The sequence below is a fragment of the Bacillus solitudinis genome, assembly GCF_002797395.1.
GTDB lineage: Bacteria > Bacillota > Bacilli > Bacillales > Bacillaceae_D > Halalkalibacter_A > Halalkalibacter_A solitudinis.
In genome coordinates this window covers 2269756-2285485 of sequence record NZ_KZ454943.1, presented here as the reverse complement: position 1 = coordinate 2285485, position 15730 = coordinate 2269756, and the positions used below count along the sequence as shown (strand labels likewise).

16 protein-coding genes and 1 pseudogene are annotated in these 15730 nt (G+C 36.1%); 5 read left to right on the top strand and 12 right to left on the bottom strand.

Features of this window, described 5'->3' with window-relative positions:
* Positions 1-626 precede the first annotated feature (626 nt).
* From CEF19_RS10945 to CEF19_RS10925, 5 genes are all read right to left on the bottom strand, one after another.
* A complete protein-coding gene (locus tag CEF19_RS10945; RefSeq protein ID WP_100406099.1) occupies positions 627-968 on the bottom strand; it encodes a helix-turn-helix domain-containing protein in 342 nt (113 codons plus the stop codon).
* A 70-nt stretch (positions 969-1038) separates the two neighbouring features.
* Complete coding sequence (locus CEF19_RS10940; protein WP_100406098.1) at positions 1039-1890, bottom strand: family 1 encapsulin nanocompartment shell protein; 852 nt, start codon at positions 1888-1890, stop codon at positions 1039-1041.
* 22 nt (positions 1891-1912) lie between these two features.
* Positions 1913-2410, bottom strand: a complete 498-nt coding sequence (locus CEF19_RS10935) for an IMEF encapsulin system ferritin-like cargo protein (protein ID WP_157800932.1) — start codon at positions 2408-2410, stop codon at positions 1913-1915.
* An 88-nt stretch (positions 2411-2498) separates the two neighbouring features.
* On the bottom strand, positions 2499-3143 hold the full coding sequence (locus CEF19_RS10930; RefSeq protein ID WP_100406096.1) for a hypothetical protein: 645 nt from the start codon (positions 3141-3143) through the stop codon (positions 2499-2501).
* A 13-nt stretch (positions 3144-3156) separates the two neighbouring features.
* Positions 3157-3489, bottom strand: coding sequence for a DUF2325 domain-containing protein (locus CEF19_RS10925; protein ID WP_100406095.1), 333 nt, complete (start codon positions 3487-3489; stop codon positions 3157-3159).
* Between the two features lie 218 nt (positions 3490-3707).
* On the opposite strand from CEF19_RS10925, the gene mgtE reads away from it, so the two are divergent.
* The 4 genes from mgtE to CEF19_RS10905 all read left to right on the top strand — a co-directional run bounded on the left by mgtE (position 3708) and on the right by CEF19_RS10905 (position 7587).
* Entirely contained in the window at positions 3708-5072 is a 1365-nt protein-coding gene (gene mgtE, locus CEF19_RS10920; protein WP_100406094.1) for a magnesium transporter, read from the top strand.
* A 123-nt stretch (positions 5073-5195) separates the two neighbouring features.
* Positions 5196-5780, top strand: a complete 585-nt coding sequence (locus tag CEF19_RS10915; RefSeq protein WP_100406093.1) for a YitT family protein — start codon at positions 5196-5198, stop codon at positions 5778-5780.
* A gap of 378 nt (positions 5781-6158) precedes the next feature.
* Entirely contained in the window at positions 6159-6467 is a 309-nt protein-coding gene (locus CEF19_RS10910; RefSeq protein WP_100406092.1) for a winged helix-turn-helix transcriptional regulator, read from the top strand.
* 241 nt (positions 6468-6708) lie between these two features.
* A complete protein-coding gene (locus CEF19_RS10905) occupies positions 6709-7587 on the top strand; it encodes an SDR family oxidoreductase (protein ID WP_100406091.1) in 879 nt (292 codons plus the stop codon).
* 298 nt (positions 7588-7885) lie between these two features.
* On the opposite strand, the gene CEF19_RS24260 is transcribed toward CEF19_RS10905, so the two are convergent.
* Both CEF19_RS24260 and CEF19_RS24255 read right to left on the bottom strand, forming a co-directional pair.
* Positions 7886-8407 carry a methyl-accepting chemotaxis protein gene (locus CEF19_RS24260; RefSeq protein ID WP_406565387.1) on the bottom strand — a complete coding sequence of 174 codons (522 nt, stop codon included), beginning with the start codon at positions 8405-8407 and terminating at the stop codon, positions 7886-7888.
* 252 nt (positions 8408-8659) lie between these two features.
* Positions 8660-9202: pseudogene (locus CEF19_RS24255) on the bottom strand (protoglobin domain-containing protein); the annotation flags it as partial.
* Between the two features lie 206 nt (positions 9203-9408).
* On the opposite strand from CEF19_RS24255, the gene CEF19_RS10895 reads away from it, so the two are divergent.
* Entirely contained in the window at positions 9409-10395 is a 987-nt protein-coding gene (locus CEF19_RS10895; protein WP_100406089.1) for a Gfo/Idh/MocA family protein, read from the top strand.
* 92 nt (positions 10396-10487) lie between these two features.
* On the opposite strand, the gene mgrA is transcribed toward CEF19_RS10895, so the two are convergent.
* From mgrA to CEF19_RS10870, 5 genes are all read right to left on the bottom strand, one after another.
* On the bottom strand, positions 10488-11477 hold the full coding sequence (gene mgrA, locus CEF19_RS10890; protein ID WP_100406088.1) for an L-glyceraldehyde 3-phosphate reductase: 990 nt from the start codon (positions 11475-11477) through the stop codon (positions 10488-10490).
* A 262-nt stretch (positions 11478-11739) separates the two neighbouring features.
* Positions 11740-12738, bottom strand: coding sequence for a siderophore ABC transporter substrate-binding protein (locus CEF19_RS10885; protein ID WP_100406087.1), 999 nt, complete (start codon positions 12736-12738; stop codon positions 11740-11742).
* A gap of 171 nt (positions 12739-12909) precedes the next feature.
* On the bottom strand, positions 12910-13668 hold the full coding sequence (locus CEF19_RS10880) for an iron ABC transporter ATP-binding protein (RefSeq protein WP_100406086.1): 759 nt from the start codon (positions 13666-13668) through the stop codon (positions 12910-12912).
* Entirely contained in the window at positions 13662-14615 is a 954-nt protein-coding gene (locus CEF19_RS10875) for an iron chelate uptake ABC transporter family permease subunit (RefSeq protein ID WP_100406085.1), read from the bottom strand. The genes CEF19_RS10880 and CEF19_RS10875 overlap by 7 nt, the downstream gene beginning before the upstream one ends.
* Positions 14605-15558 (bottom strand): ABC transporter permease, encoded by a 954-nt coding sequence (locus tag CEF19_RS10870; protein ID WP_100408286.1) that lies wholly within the window; start codon positions 15556-15558, stop codon positions 14605-14607. The genes CEF19_RS10875 and CEF19_RS10870 overlap by 11 nt, the downstream gene beginning before the upstream one ends.
* Positions 15559-15730 lie beyond the last annotated feature (172 nt).

Below are 15730 nucleotides of genomic sequence, written 5' to 3'. Positions count from 1 at the left end.
GAAGTCTTGTGCCATCCGAAGAAAAAACCCCTTCTCCCATATGAGCTTGGATTTCCAATCCATTTGCAAGCTTAACATTCCAATCATAATCTAAAAGCCGCTTTGGAAAAGGTTCAATAGCACATAGCGTTAGCACAAATTTTAAATTTCCTTCCCCGTATGTTTTCCCTTTAAAAAAAATGTGTCTTCCAGCTCATCAAAGGCTGGATTTCTGAATAATGCCATGGTTATTCCTCCTCTTGTTTTTTAGTTTCAACGAAACGACCATTTCCTTATTCTGCCACAAGGAGTCTTCAATCGGGAGAAAAGCCCTTCCAGTAAAATTAAAAAAGTAACCAATTAAAGGATTAGTTTAAATACATGTCATTCCCGTATCTGCTCGTAAATAATAGTCTACCTTTTTCATTTAAACTGCCACTTAGTATAATAACTTCACAAAAAAGGCATTAATCCTTCTTGGATTAACGCCCTTGTTTACCACAAGACACACTTAATGGATATACTCTTTGAGTGATATTGAAAAATCATTTACTTAAAAAGATATTACTAACGTAAGTATAACTACTATGTTTAATAAGGCTTATTCAAGATCATTCATTTCCAAAATAATATTTTCATGTGATGACTCAATAATTTAGGCCTTCTATTCCTTGTTCATTAAATGTTTTCATCCAGCGGTGAATTAATGAAGGATTGTTCAATCTAAATTGATCAGCAGTTTCCTGATAAGAAGCACCTGTGTGTAGCATAAATTGTATCGTATCTAATTTAAATTGAATAGAATAAGCTTCCTTCACTTTTCTTTGCTTTAATCCTTCCATCCCTTGGGTTTTATAGGCTCTTACCCAATCTTGTAATGGTGTTTGAGAGGGTATATTGTATTTCTTCGCCAATAATTTATATCCAAGATTTCCATGTAAATACTCAGTAACAAGCTTTATCTTAAATTCCTCACTATATTTGGCCATAAAAACACCCCCAAAAGTTAGTTTTCTGCTCTAACTTTTGGGGGTCGGTACCAACATGCTCTTTTTTACGTTATTCTTTTTCCTGACTTTCTAACGTACAAATCGCAGAAGGTCGTTTAATACGTAAAGCTAATGTTTCATAAACCCGAAATGGATGATTCATTCCTTCTTCTCCTAGATAAGCAGTATCAAAATCTTCTGAAACAGCTAAATCTAAATTATGCTGTCCTGTATTGACAATTACACCTTTTTTCCCTTTTAGCACAGGAGTTTGGAACACCCCTCCTGTTATTAATTCTCGCACGTGATCAATTTCTAATACGTTTGTTTCTTTATGGACACGGTGTAATAACGCATAAAGTTCAGGGGAGACGATGAGTGCATACGGCCCATTATGACCCATCTGCATAAGTTTATTTCTAGCTTCAACGACATCTCTGAACGCGTGACCTGATTCGTACCAGTTTTCCATTAAATGTGTTAATCGTCCTTTAACATTCATAAGTCCCGGTATATCAAATTCATTAGAACCATGGAATATCATTTCATCTTCTAAATATGCAACCTGTCTCGCCGCATTTGCTGCACCGGAAAAGTCTATAGGAATATTCAGTGTCTTTGCTTGTTCTACATCCCGCCAATACAATACAAAGTCTTTATAAATCATTGGGAGAGTGTAACTTACTCGCTTCGTTGCACTATCTACATCTTCATTCGTACCTTTAAAATCAATTGTTGCCTGTCCGTCTTCCAAATATATATCCGTATGAATACTTTGAACACCACGTCCAAGTGGCCCGTGTAAAGAAATAAAATGACGCCCCACTAATTGAGAACGGGCCATCTCAATAACCGTTTCATCTAATTGGTTAAATTCTTGCTCATTTAAAGGCGCATCTGGAAATTGTGTTATTTTACTCATATTTGCACTCTCCTTTTGGTTATTATTTATTAAATAAACTTCCGACAGAAAATCCTCTTTTGTTTATCGTCACTTTCTGAGGAGTAGTTTTTTCTTCTTCGCTCTTCACATATTGATTATTGAAATTAAGTAGAATTTTCTGCAGTTCAGTATAGTCGTTCTGTATGGAAGCTCTCATGCTTGTTACAACAGGTTGTCTTACTTCATCCTGAAAGTAGTGGATAGCAAAGTCAAGATGATGTAGAAATCTTTTTTGTACGAATTCTTCTATACTTAAAGCCTGTAACAATAAACTTAAGGTTTTGTTGGAGGGTGAGCTGGAGATATCTTCGAGTAAACCGAGCAATTTCGTTAAACATTTCACATGCTCTTCTTCCTCCTCAAATATATGACGGTAAAACAAACGCCCATAATCGCTCTTTGTCTGATTAATCACAGGTTCCAACATTGCCATAAACTCATAACTAGCCTTTTTTGTAGTAAGAGCAATTCGGTGAAGATCAGCTAACTTTTGTTCCAACTTTTTCACCTTCTCACATTCTGAGATTGATTATTTAGTTTATTTTACCATAACCTAACTTTGTTTCAAGCCAACATTCCATCTTATTCTATACATAAGTCTGATAAACCATAAAATTTTCTTCAATTTCTGAAAGTGTTTCATTTGGTTTTGGGATATGTATAATTCGCTGGGCCGTTTGTAAGTCAATAATTTCGATTTGTTCTGGAAGGTCACCAAAGGCTTGAAGGGAAAATGCTTTAATTGCATTATAGTAAATAGTAAGCAGTCTTTCATTCGTCTCAATTAATACTTTCTTAATAACGTAGGAATTTTCAGTGCGCGTAACTAAATCATTTATTAATGAAGAAGAATGCCGATTGCTTGGTAAATTGTTTGAACGTTCAAATAAGAAAAATGGTATAGTTTTTTCCTTCTCTGATAAGAGAAAATGCAACAAGTGGTCCGATACCATTACAAACATCCTTAGATATTCTGAAATACTTTCAAAGTAATACCTATTCACTCTTTCCCAGTAAGTATGAATAAGTCTTAACACTTGAATACTCGATCTTTCATTGTAGGATAACTCAAAGTAACTTTTTACAATTTGATTAACTGTATCTTGTATTACATGCTGCCATGTCAACTTCTCAGGAAATATACCCAAATTATTTTGAAAATAATAGCGATATGGACAAGCGATAATACCCTGAAGAAGTGTTGAGTCTATTGCCCTTGCATTTCCTTTCATCGCTAACCTCCTACTATTTAATCCTTGATTGATAATAGTGACATTCATTTCTTTTTCCACATCCAAACTCACATCGGTCAATCGCTTGATAGATAGAACACCATGAACGCTTCGCATAACAAATTGGAATGTCTTGTTCTGTCGCTTTTTTCTTAAGAACTGATGTTAGGTTATGATTAATAAAGTCTGTCAATATAAGAATTACATCTACATGTGTGGGTATCTCTTTTTTTACCATTTGGGTTTTGCGACCAGTTACATGAATAATTTCATGAAAACCTAATTCCTCTAACTTTTTTGGAATCGATCCTAATTTGTCTGCTCCGACAATCATTAATGATGACATTTTACTTCCACCTCTTTGATAATATTTCTCATTACCTCATTCTAATTGAAATTGATTATCACTGTCAATGTAGATATACAATTTAAAGAGAAGCCTTCAGTCCGCTACAGTTTATATTCTTCACATTGGGGGTATCTTGTGTTGATACGTTCGAGTTAATATTTACTTATCGGGTTTTTTTTTGTACAGTTAATAAATGAAAGAAAAGGGGTGACACCGTGGTAGCCAATATGACAGAGGATCAGCTTCTCGTGCTTGTTATTAAATATTTAAAAGAAGCCAAACGCGGATCCTTACAACAATTATTAGACGAACTTCATCCTTATGACGTTGCACAACTTTACCGTGCGTTGCCAGAGAAACATCATCACAAATTCTTAACTTTTTTAACACCAGACCAAATTGCCGATTTAATTCAAGAGTTAGATTACGACATGCAAATTGAAATTTTACATAGACTTGGAATTGAACGTTCTTCAAAGGTTATGAATTTGATGGATAATGACGACTTAGCAGATTTATTGAATGAACTTTCTGTAGATAAAATCTCGGAATTTCTCGACGTGATGAAAAAGGAAGACTCTCAAAAAATTCGTTCTTTAATGAGTTATCCTGCAGATACTGCAGGGGGGCTAATGACGAATGAATTTGTCTGGATTCGTGACGACCAGACTGTTAGGCAAGCTGTTGATAAGTTGAAAGAGTATGCAAGCTTTTCAGAAAGTATTTATTATCTTTATGTGATTAATGATGATAAAAAGCTTGTTGGTGTTGTATCTTACCGAGATTTACTTATTGCTGATATTGATGAAAGAATTGAAGATTTAATGTTTAGTCGAGTGGTTTCTGTGTTGGTGGATGCCGATCAAGAAGATGTCGCTCAGATTATTGAACGTTATGATTTCATAGCTGTTCCGGTCGTTGACGACAAAAATACATTACTAGGAATTATAACTGTCGATGACGCGATTGATGTCGTCATCCGTGAAGCAAACGAAGATATCGGAAGGTTATCTGCCGCCGGTAAAGATATTGATTTTAATACAAAGGCATTTACTGCCTCTATACGTAGACTACCTTGGCTTATTTTGCTCTTATTTATCGGACTAGTTTCCGGAAATATCATTAGTAGATTTGAAGATACACTGTCTCAAGTTGTTGCTCTAATTTTCTTTATGCCTATGATTGCTGGTATGACCGGGAATACAGGGACACAGTCTCTAGCTGTCGTTGTCCGTGGAATCGTCACTACTGATGTAGACCGAAAAACAGTTATTAGACTAATTTTTAGAGAACTTCGAGTCGGAATCATTATTGGAGTTACTTGCGGATTTTTAATTTCAATCATCGCCTTTTTATGGCAGGATCAAAACTTCATGTTTGGGGTTGTTGTAGGGGTCTCTTTGCTTATTACGCTAATTATCGGTACTCTCGCTGGAACCATTATCCCTCTTATGCTATATCGCTTTGGTGTGGACCCTGCTATTGCGTCTGGTCCTCTTATTACAACCCTAAATGATATTTTTTCATTATTGATTTATTTTGGGATTGCGACCACATTTCTTCATCACCTAGGTGTATAGAAACCATACTTTAAAGCACAAGCATCCTGACAAATAGTCTCGCGCTTGTGCTTTTGACATATTGTTGAAGACCTTGCATATAATCCTTAGAGCTTGTCACAACAAATATATGAAGGTGATTATATGCTAAAGTCTAGCTTTTATTTAATCATTGGCTGTTTAACCATATGCATCGGTATCAATACATTTTTTGTTTCTTATCATCTGTTAGATGGTGGCGTCATTGGCCTTGGGCTTATTGCCCACTATTTATGGAATACTCCTATTGGGCTAACCTTTATTATCGTTAGTATTCCAATTTACATATATGCCTGGAAACACTACCGTTCCTTTTTTTACAATAGCATAGCAGGTTTAGTCTTTTCAGCCCTTTTTATAGATTGGTTTTATTTCCTGAATTTTTCTCTATTTGATTTTGGTCCTTTGCCAAGTGCACTCATTGGAGGTGCTTTACTTGGAATTGGTGTTGGATTAATGTTCCGGGTAGATATCAGTACCGGGGGATTGGACCTTTTAGCTCAAATGATAGCAGCTAAATTTAGATGGAACGTTGGAGTACTAATATTTATCCTTGATTTACTTGTTGTATTTGCCGGTCTATACACGATAACGAAGCAAGAGATAATTTTGTCTCTTATTGCCGTTTCCGCAACCGGTGTAGCAACAATTATAATGACTTTGTCCTCCGAGTCACATATACATTCTTAAATCGACACATTTCCTGGGAAATTCTAAGAAAAGTGGATCAACAAGTCGGTATTTGACCTTTCATCCACTTAGCACATCTATGCTAATTCTCACTCTTTCTTATTATGCTGTTAGATAATCACCGATCACCCAATAAATCACACCATATAAAACAGTGACAGATACAATAATAATGAATAATTTTTTATTAGAAACTTTCACGAAATTCACCACCTAATCAAATTGCTTTTTAAAATTGATTACATCTTTTTTCTAATTTTAGTATTCCTCTCGTTTCTTGTATATTACTTTTTTCTATTTTCTATTTTTATAAATACTCACTCTCTCTTATCTACCGCCTAAAAATGTGGTAAACTTAAGCTAATCGAGGTGAAGAAGATGGATTACAGTAAGATGTGTCCAAAATATGAGCATGCGATGGAGCTATTAGGGAAGAAGTGGAACGGTTTAATTATTCGGGTGTTACTTGATGGTCCGAAACGCTTTAAAGAAATCAAATCTCAAATTCCTGAAATGAGCGATCGGATATTAACAGAACGCGTTAAGGAATTAGAAAATAGTCATATTATTGAGCGAACTGTATATCCCGAAAAGCCAGTGCGTATAGAATATTCTCTAACAGAAAAAGGACTTGCCTTAGAGTCGGTGATTGAATCAATTCAATCATGGAGCGAGCATTGGATATAAAACTCAAAAAAACGAACGTTACTTAGTGTAAGTGACGTTCGTTTTTTCTATTTAATTTGCACCTACATGTTTAATATCCTATCTGTTTCAAGACTGTAATCTCTCACGTAGTACTATTTGTTTATGATCCAAATACTTCAAGAAACTTCCTCATAAATAAATGAATCCTTCACAAACTAAACAATGTTTATAACTAAAACATAACGGTTATTGATAACAAATAAAGGAGAGTGATGTTTCAATGTCAAAACAGAATCCTTTTGAGGAACTTCAAACAAATGGACAACCTCCTCAAACACAGCAACAACCAGGGCTAGAGAGTGAAATGAATCCTGCACCTCTTTTCGATGACCCTGCATATAAAGGAAGTGAAAAACTTAAAGACAAAGTGGCTTTAATTACAGGTGGAGATAGTGGAATCGGCAGAGCTGTTGCGATTGCCTATGCTAAAGAAGGTGCGAATGTTAGCATTGTTTATTTTAATGAACATGAAGATGCTAACAAAACCAAAGAACTTGTTGAGGAAAAAGGGGTACAATGCTTACTTATTAGTGGAGATGTTGGGGAGGAATCCTTCTGTCATGAAGCGGTTAAAAAAACCATCAATACCTTCTCCAAACTTGATATTCTCGTTAATAATGCTGCCGAACAACATTATCAAAAGAAAATTGAAGATATTCCATCAGAACAGCTTCACCGCACATTCCAAACGAATATCTTCTCATGCTTTTACTTTATCCAAGCTGCGATGCCACATTTAAAAAAAGGTAGCTCGATTATTAATACTGCGTCAATTGTTGCCTACAAAGGTCAACCAGTTTTAATGGATTATGCAGCAACAAAAGGAGCAATTGTTGCTCTTACACGTTCACTATCTGAGAACATTGTCTCAAAAGGAATTCGTGTCAACGGAGTTGCTCCAGGTCCAATTTGGACACCACTAATTCCGGCTTCTTTCCCTGCTGAAGATGTCGAAAAATTTGGTACTGACACACCAATGGGCCGCCCTGGTCAACCTGCAGAACTTGCGGCTTCTTATGTTTACCTGGCTTCTAACGACTCAACTTATGTCTCGGGACAGATACTCCACGTAAACGGTGGGAATATCGTCAACGGGTAGGGAAAGCTCACACAGGAGTCTTATCCTTGAATACTCAAAGGCTGCTTTATTTTTCTACAAAAAAAGCTGTACGAGACTGGAGAGGCCGCTGAAAAAGGGTGCTTTTCCTATTTCAGTGGCCTCTTAGTAATACGCGGAGCCGTTGCCCAGTTTTGAAACGCCTCGCTATGAGCGATTTTCTCATAGCAAGGCGCGCAACGGGTGAAGCCATTACTACTTCCTCGAAATGCTTCAAATGGTTTTTCAGTGGCCTCCGGTTTTACTTTTTTAAAGTGGCCTCAAACTGGACAGTCCTCTTTTAATGAATATCTTTTGTAAATTCTTCCGTATCTGAATTAAGTATATCTGCAGCGCTGGCAACCTCACTCGACGCTTTATCAATTTCGTTTAGTACATGTATGAATCCAGCAATTGATGTTTCCGTGTTGACATTATGTTCTTTAAGTCTTTTCATGGAATTTAGTATTTCAGAGAAATAGTTCTCCGTTGCTTTCATCGTTTCTTGACCCACTTCTACGACATCGCTCATACTCGTAACGGATTGAGAAACACTTGAAATTTGAGAATTAGTTTGCTTGATTAAATCACTTACGCTAATCGTAGATGTTTTTGTTTGTTCAGCAAGTTTCCGAATTTCATCAGCAACAACTGCAAACCCCTTCCCGTATTCTCCTGCACGTGCTGCTTCAATTGAAGCATTCAATGCTAAAAGGTTCGTTTGCTCAGCAATTTGAGCGACGATATCAATCACATTTGTAATCTGACTTGAAAATGCAGCAAACTCTTCAGTAATTGAAGATATATCCTTCACTCTCTCCATGACGGACTCAAAATTCTCACTTTGTTTTTCTAAATGTCCCTTCCCATTTTTTGAGTAGGTTTCGGTCTGCTCAGCTATCACGGATCCATCTTGAGCTAGTGAATTAATTTCCACTGATTGGTCCTTTAACGCTGTTAGCGCTGCATTCGTTTGTTCTGAAATTGCAGCAAGCTCCATTGCAGAGGTGCTTACTTTCTTTATAAATGAACCCTTCTGATCATCTTTTCCTTTAAGAATCTTTTGAGTTTCACTTTCATAAGCCTCCAAAACAATTTGCTGCTCGAAATTTATACATTTAGACATGGTGTTGATGGCATGTGCTAAGTCTAATCGTTCATCAATATGTTCCGTTGCAACAGCAACTAGAGAGTTTAAGAGGTTTTGAAAAGCTGACATATACCATTTGTTGTTTAGGCCGATCCGCACATGAGTCTTGGCAATTCTCATTCTTTTTTCAAAGAAAGCGGCATTGAACTCTCCATCAAATAACTCTAAAATATGCGTCCGTAGTGTTCCTTTCAAATGGGAAACTTGACTATGTCTCTCAATCAATTCTACCAAAGAAGGCTGTTGGGTAATCGACCCATAAAACTGATTCGTTACTTCCTCAATGCGTTCTTCAACAAAAGGCTTCAATGCCTTCATAATTTGTAAATCTTTTGTTGTCAAATTAATAATATGCAGTTGTTTTTGAATGTCACTACCCTCTGTTACGATTAATTCGACGACTTGCTCCTCAGCTACTTGAAATAAATTAAATTTCTTTCTTCCATCTTTCTTTATTTTGCTGAACATTCCCATAAACTAGCCCCTTTTGTTATATAGATTTCTGTAGCCTCTTTAACTCTGGTAGAAAAATATTAATAATATACTTTAAGATAAACAAATTCCTTGAGAAGTGCAATACGATTCAGTAAGATAAATTTCGATAGATGGGTAGAATGAAGGATACATTTTAGTTTACGTGGTATACTTTTTCAAAGAACATTAGGAGGAATAGTATGATACGTTTTTGTGTAATTGGTACCAATTGGATTACGGAAGCCTTTATCAATGCAGCAAACCATCTTAATGATTTTCAATTAAAAGCTGTCTACTCGAGAACTGAGGAGCAAGCTAAGAAATTCTCCAGTAAGTTTGACGTTGAAATCACTTTCACTAGCTTAATCGACTTAGCAAAGAGCCCTCTGATTGATGCTGTATATATCGCAAGTCCTAACTCATTCCATGCAGAACAAGCGATTTTATTAATGAGTCATGGAAAGCACGTGATTTGTGAAAAACCTGCTGCTTCGAATGCACGTGAATGGGAAAGAATGAGCATGACAGCCAGTAAAAACAATGTTGTTCTTATGGAAGCATTAAAAACGACACTCTTGCCAAACTTTAAAGTGATTCAGGATTATCTTCAAAAAATTGGCCCCATCCGACGGTTTGTGGCAAGCTTCTGTCAATATTCTTCCCGCTATAATGCTTACAAGGAAGGTACTATCCTTAACGCCTTTAATCCTACTTTCTCAAATGGTGCATTAATGGATATTGGAGTATACTGTATCTACCCAGCAGTAGTATTGTTTGGAAAACCTGCTCAAGTTAAAGCTAATGGATATCTACTTGATTCTGGAGTTGATGGTGAAGGTAGTCTTCTCCTTAACTATGGAGACAAAGAAGCTGTGTTAATGTATTCTAAAATTACTAATTCATACATACCTTCAGAGATTCAAGGGGAACAAGGAAGTATTCTCATCTATAATCTTAATAAGTTAGAAAAGGTTGAGATTCACTATAAGGATGGAACCGTCGAGGACATTAGCCAACCCCAACATGCTCACTCTATGTATAACGAGGCCGAAGAGTTCCTTCGCTTAATAAAAGAAGGAAGCAAGGAATCTTCTATTAATAGTCATATGCATTCATTAATGACCCATGAGATTATGGACGAGGCGAGAAAACAAATGGGTCTAATTTTCCCGAGTGATGTTCAATAATCATTCTTCTATAAAGTAAAAGAACCACTGTTTCAATGACGGCAAAGAAGGGAGGCAAATGGTCCGAATGACCTTTTTTCTCCCTTTTTTTATTAACCTTGTAAAATTTTATCGATCTCAGTTAATTCTTCTACCGAAAAGTCAAGATTGTCCAATGCTTGAACATTCTCTTCAATTTGACTGACTTTACTAGCTCCAATCAACGCCGTTGTCACTTCTCCACGTAATACCCAAGCAAGGGCCATTTGGACAAGACTTTGATCTCTCTTTTTAGCGATTTCATTTAAACTCTGCACCTTACTCACTACTTCGTCTGTCACTTGTTCTTTTTTTAGAAAGCTATTTGCATTTGCAGCCCTCGAATCATTTGGAATGCCTGATAAATATTTATTGGTCAGTAACCCTTGTGCTAGTGGGCAAAAGGCAATGGAACCAACCCCGTTTTCAGTAAGCACATCTTGTAAACCATCTTCAATCCAACGGTTAAACATTGAATAATTAGGCTGATGAATTAAAAGTGGGGTTCCTAACTCATTTAGAATTCGTACCGCTTCTTCTGTTTGCTCAGCACTATAACTTGAAATCCCTACATAAAGGGCTTTCCCTTGTCGAACAACTAAATCTAAAGCTGCCATTGTTTCTTCCATAGGAGTATTAGGATCAGGGCGATGGGAATAAAAGATGTCGACATAATCTAAATTCATTCGCTTTAAGCTTTGGTCAAGACTTGAAACGAGATATTTTTTCGATCCCCAATCCCCGTAAGGACCTTCCCACATTTTGTAGCCAGCCTTTGAGGAAATAATCATCTCATCACGATATGGAGCAAAATCTGTTTTTAATATTTTTCCAAACATTTCTTCAGCTGATCCGGGTGGTGGCCCGTAATTATTAGCTAAGTCAAAGTGAGTAATTCCTAAATCAAACGCTCGTCTAAGCATCGATCGCCCATTTTCGTAGGGATCGACACCACCAAAGTTATGCCATAATCCTAATGAAAGTGATGGTAGTAATAACCCCGAATTTCCACACCGATTATACTTCATGTTAGTATATCTATTTTCATTTGCAACATAAACCATATTTGCCCCCTATATTAATTATTTTAATTAACTATCTTAATTTATCATAATTGATTTTCGATTAAAAGAATAACGCTTTCATTTATCAATTTAAAAAGAGGAGATCATTTGGCAAGGATATCCGTGCTTTATTTAGAAAAACCCTGCTATGAGTGATTTTCTCATAGCAGGGCGATAAAGTGTGGAGCCATTGCTTCTTCCTCGAATCTGCTAAAAGAGACTTTTTCAATGGCTTCCCTTGTGCACACTCATTTAAATAGAATTATTCAATTACACTATCGATTTGTTTCACCATTTCAGCAACAGAAACAAGTCCACCACCTGATAGATACCAATAGTCAGGATCTAGATAGATGATTCGCTCATTTTGAGCCGCAGTTGTGTTATTAACTAATTCATTATCTAATACAGTTGCAGCTGAGGTTTCTGTCGATCCAGCGACAGCAGCGCCTCGGTCAACAACAAACAATATATCAGGATTCATTTCTGTAATATATTCAAACGAAACATTTTGCCCATGGGTAGAGACCTCGATATTTGTATCAGCAGGAGTTACACCAAAAACATCATGAATAATTCCAAATCTTGAGTTAGAACCATAGGCACTTACACTACCATCATTAACGAGAATAATTAAGCCCTTTTCTCCATTAGCTGTTGCCTTAGCATTTAACGCTTCTACAGATTCATTGATTGTAGCAAGCTCTGCTTCAACCTCAGCTTCTTTTCCAAAGATTTCTCCCAGTGTTTTCATGTTTTCTGCAAAAGAATTCATATAGTCCGCATTATCAACTGTCACATATAGAGTAGGAGCAATTTTTGATAACTCATCATATGCCTCAGCTTGACGCGCTGAAATAACAATTAATTCGGGTGAAATCTCACTGATTTTTTCGAAGTCTGGCTCTTTTAAACTTCCAATGTTCTCATATGCTGAATCTCCATATTTTGAAAGGTATGAAGGAATTGAGCCCGCTTGAGCAACACCAGCTACGTCAACACCAAGTTTATCTAAAGAATCTAAGACACCAAAGTCAAATACAACGACATTTTCAGGGTTTTTGGGAACAACAATTTCTCCTAATTCATGGGTAATGGTTAGTTCTGATGATTCTTCTCCCTCTACTTCTTCTGTTACCTCTGTTTCACTATCTACTTCAACATTTCCATCAACTGGTTCAGTAGCGGTTCCTTCAGTTCCGCAAGCCGCTACAAATACTACCAACATCATTGTCATTAAAAGAAAAGCTAATTTTTTCATTATTATGTCACCTCTATGAGTTTTTTTATCTATTTGAACTGACTTTCTTGCTGATTCGCACGATATGTTCTTGGCCGTCCTCCTCTATTTAATATAATTCCCCTGTTAAACCAATGAGCCAAAGAACTTTTAATCAAGCAACTAAGTCAATCAGATAACAACAGCAACTATTTACGAGAAATACACGCAAATTTTATTACAATTTATATTCTTAATTTCAATGTCCATATCGTAAATGTCTTTGAGGACGGAGCTATTAATAATGTCCTCAGTAGGACCTTCATTAATTACCTTTCCATCCTTTAGAGCGACAATATAGTCAGAATAACAAGAAGCAAAATTAATATCATGAATCACAATAATAACCGTTTTACCAAGATCATCAACAAGACGTCTTAACACCTTCATGATTTGTACAGAATGCTTCATATCTAGGTTGTTTAAAGGTTCATCTAAAAGGACATATTCGGTATTTTGAGCAATAACCATTGCAATATAGGCGCGTTGCCTTTGCCCACCACTTAGCTGGTCTAGATATTTATCTTGCATTTCTTTAAGCTCCATATAGCGGATGGCTTCATCAATATGTTCCACATCGTCTTGGTTTAATTTTCCCTGAGAATAAGGGAAACGACCAAAACTCACTAACTCACGGATCGTTAAACGAATATTTATATGATTCGATTGTTTCAGAATCGAGATTTTTTTAGCTAATTCATTGCTTTTTGTTTGCGTAATATCCAATCCATCGATGAGCACTTCTCCAGAATCCTTATCAATAAGACGACTAATCATTGACAGCAATGTACTTTTCCCTGCGCCATTTGGACCAATAAAGGAAGTGATTTTCCCTTTTGCTATTTTCAAAGAAACGTTTTCAACAACGTTTTTCTCTCCATATTGTTTCGTCAAATTCAGTACATTTACCATTGTTTACTCTCCTTTAAAAGCAAGTAGATAAAATACGTGCCTCCAATGAAATTAATAATGACACTTAATGTAGTCGTGAACGTAAATACTCTTTCAACAAGCAACAATCCACCAACCAAAGCAATGATACTAATCAAGATCGATGCTGGTATTAAATATTTGTGTTGATACGTTCTTAAAAATTCACGGGCAAGGTTCACAACAAGTAATCCCAAAAAGGTAATCGGTCCAACGAGTGCCGTCGATATTGAGACTAGTACGGCAACAACGATTAACATTCGCTTTACTACCTTATCGTAATCTATCCCTAAATTAATTGCCTGCTCTTTCCCTAAGGAAATAGCATCAAAAAATTTGCTGAAACGATAAACATAAATGGCAATAATGAACACCGCAATGATTGAGATAACTAGAAGATTTATATTGACGTTGTTGAAACTTGCAAACATACGATCCTGTACAATTAAGAACTCATTTGGATCAATTAGCATCTGCATAAAAGATGATAAACTCCCAAAAAAACTACCTAAAATCAATCCGGCTAACAGGAGAATAAAAATACTTTGGTCATTTCGTTTAAAAAGAAACTTATATAATAACGTTGAAAATAACACCATAGCCCCTACGGAGATAAGAAAGTTACCATTTTGATTCATTACTGTGAGGTTTGCTGAACCAAATATGAAAATAACCGTCGTTTGAATAAATAAATACAATGAATCTAAGCCAAGAATACTAGGGGTTAAAATTCGATTATTTGTTATCGTTTGAAAAATCATCGATGAAAAGGCTATGGAACCACCAGTTAAAATTATCGCTAGGATTTTAGTTGCTCTCCGGGGAAGAACATAGTCCCAATTGTTACTACTAAGATTTATAAACAAAAAGATAGCAATTAACGCGAAGGCTAGCATGGTTAGAATGATTATTTTTCTTTTATACTGCATAAGACTTTCTCCTTAACAATAGGTAAAGGAAAATACCACTACCTAAAACTCCTACCGTTACACCGATGGATATTTCGTATGGGTAAATAATGACTCTTCCTAATATGTCACAGAAGAGAACAAATACTGCTCCGAGTACCGCTGTGTGAGGCAAACTGTTCTTTAAATTATCTCCACGATATAACGACACGATATTCGGAATAATTAATCCGAGAAAAGGAATCATTCCCACTGTAAGAATCACAACCGATGTAACAAGTGCCACAATAACCAAGCCTATATTAACTACTGTTTTATAGTTCAAGCCCAAATTTTTGGAAAAATCCTCGCCCATTCCGGCAATAGTAAAACGATTTGCATACAAAAACGCAACAATCACAAGTGGAATGCTTATATATAATAGTTCATAGCGCCCCTTTAAAATCAGAGAAAAATCACCTTGGAGCCAAGAAGACATATTCTGAACAAGATCCTCTTTCAAAGCGAAAAACGTTGTTATTGAACCAATGATGTTCCCTAGCATAATTCCGACGAGTGGGGTAAATATAGTCCCTTTGTGCTTAATGCGATTTAAGATGCTCATAAATAAAAAAGTTCCAATTAAAGCAAATGTGGAGGCAACAAGCATTTTGACAATTGGGCTAGCAGAAGTAAACAATATTAACGAAATTAAAATTCCAAATCTTGCCCAATCCATGGTTCCTGCAGTTGTAGGAGAAACAAATTTGTTTCTTGTAATTTGCTGCATGATTAATCCACAGATGCTTAGACTTACGCCTGCAATGATAATGCTTATCAACCGAGGAACTCGACTAACGAGTAAGATATGTAATTGTTCTTCCGTTAGATTAAAGAGACTTAAAGGGGAAATATCCTTTACGCCAATAAAAATGGATGTAAACGAAAGTAAAACCAAAGCTATGACTAAATATCGTAGTTTCAACATAATAAAATGCTACGCTCTCCCTCCTTACCCACAATTACAAAAACTTAATAAATGATATTGATTATCAACTTCAATGAGAACAGTTTTCATTCTACTTTCTTTTATTTCCCACGTCAAGGATTATTTACAAATGGGGTGGTAATAATTACCAACAGTTATGAATAATAGA

Bases quoted from the DNA above. Each gene is read 5' to 3' on its own strand.
- CEF19_RS10945 (WP_100406099.1), bottom strand. From the start codon at position 968: ATGGCCAAATATAGTGAGGAATTTAAGATAAAGCTTGTTACTGAGTAT.
- CEF19_RS10940 (WP_100406098.1), bottom strand. From the start codon at position 1,890: ATGAGTAAAATAACACAATTTCCAGATGCGCCTTTAAATGAGCAAGAA.
- CEF19_RS10930 (WP_100406096.1), bottom strand. From the start codon at position 3,143: ATGAAAGGAAATGCAAGGGCAATAGACTCAACACTTCTTCAGGGTATT.
- CEF19_RS10925 (WP_100406095.1), bottom strand. From the start codon at position 3,489: ATGTCATCATTAATGATTGTCGGAGCAGACAAATTAGGATCGATTCCA.
- CEF19_RS10915 (WP_100406093.1), top strand. From the start codon at position 5,196: ATGCTAAAGTCTAGCTTTTATTTAATCATTGGCTGTTTAACCATATGC.
- CEF19_RS10910 (WP_100406092.1), top strand. From the start codon at position 6,159: ATGGATTACAGTAAGATGTGTCCAAAATATGAGCATGCGATGGAGCTA.
- CEF19_RS10905 (WP_100406091.1), top strand. From the start codon at position 6,709: ATGTCAAAACAGAATCCTTTTGAGGAACTTCAAACAAATGGACAACCT.
- CEF19_RS24260 (WP_406565387.1), bottom strand. From the start codon at position 8,407: ATGGAGAGAGTGAAGGATATATCTTCAATTACTGAAGAGTTTGCTGCA.
- CEF19_RS10895 (WP_100406089.1), top strand. From the start codon at position 9,409: ATGATACGTTTTTGTGTAATTGGTACCAATTGGATTACGGAAGCCTTT.
- mgrA (WP_100406088.1), bottom strand. From the start codon at position 11,477: ATGGTTTATGTTGCAAATGAAAATAGATATACTAACATGAAGTATAAT.
- CEF19_RS10885 (WP_100406087.1), bottom strand. From the start codon at position 12,738: ATGAAAAAATTAGCTTTTCTTTTAATGACAATGATGTTGGTAGTATTT.
- CEF19_RS10880 (WP_100406086.1), bottom strand. From the start codon at position 13,668: ATGGTAAATGTACTGAATTTGACGAAACAATATGGAGAGAAAAACGTT.
- CEF19_RS10875 (WP_100406085.1), bottom strand. From the start codon at position 14,615: ATGCAGTATAAAAGAAAAATAATCATTCTAACCATGCTAGCCTTCGCG.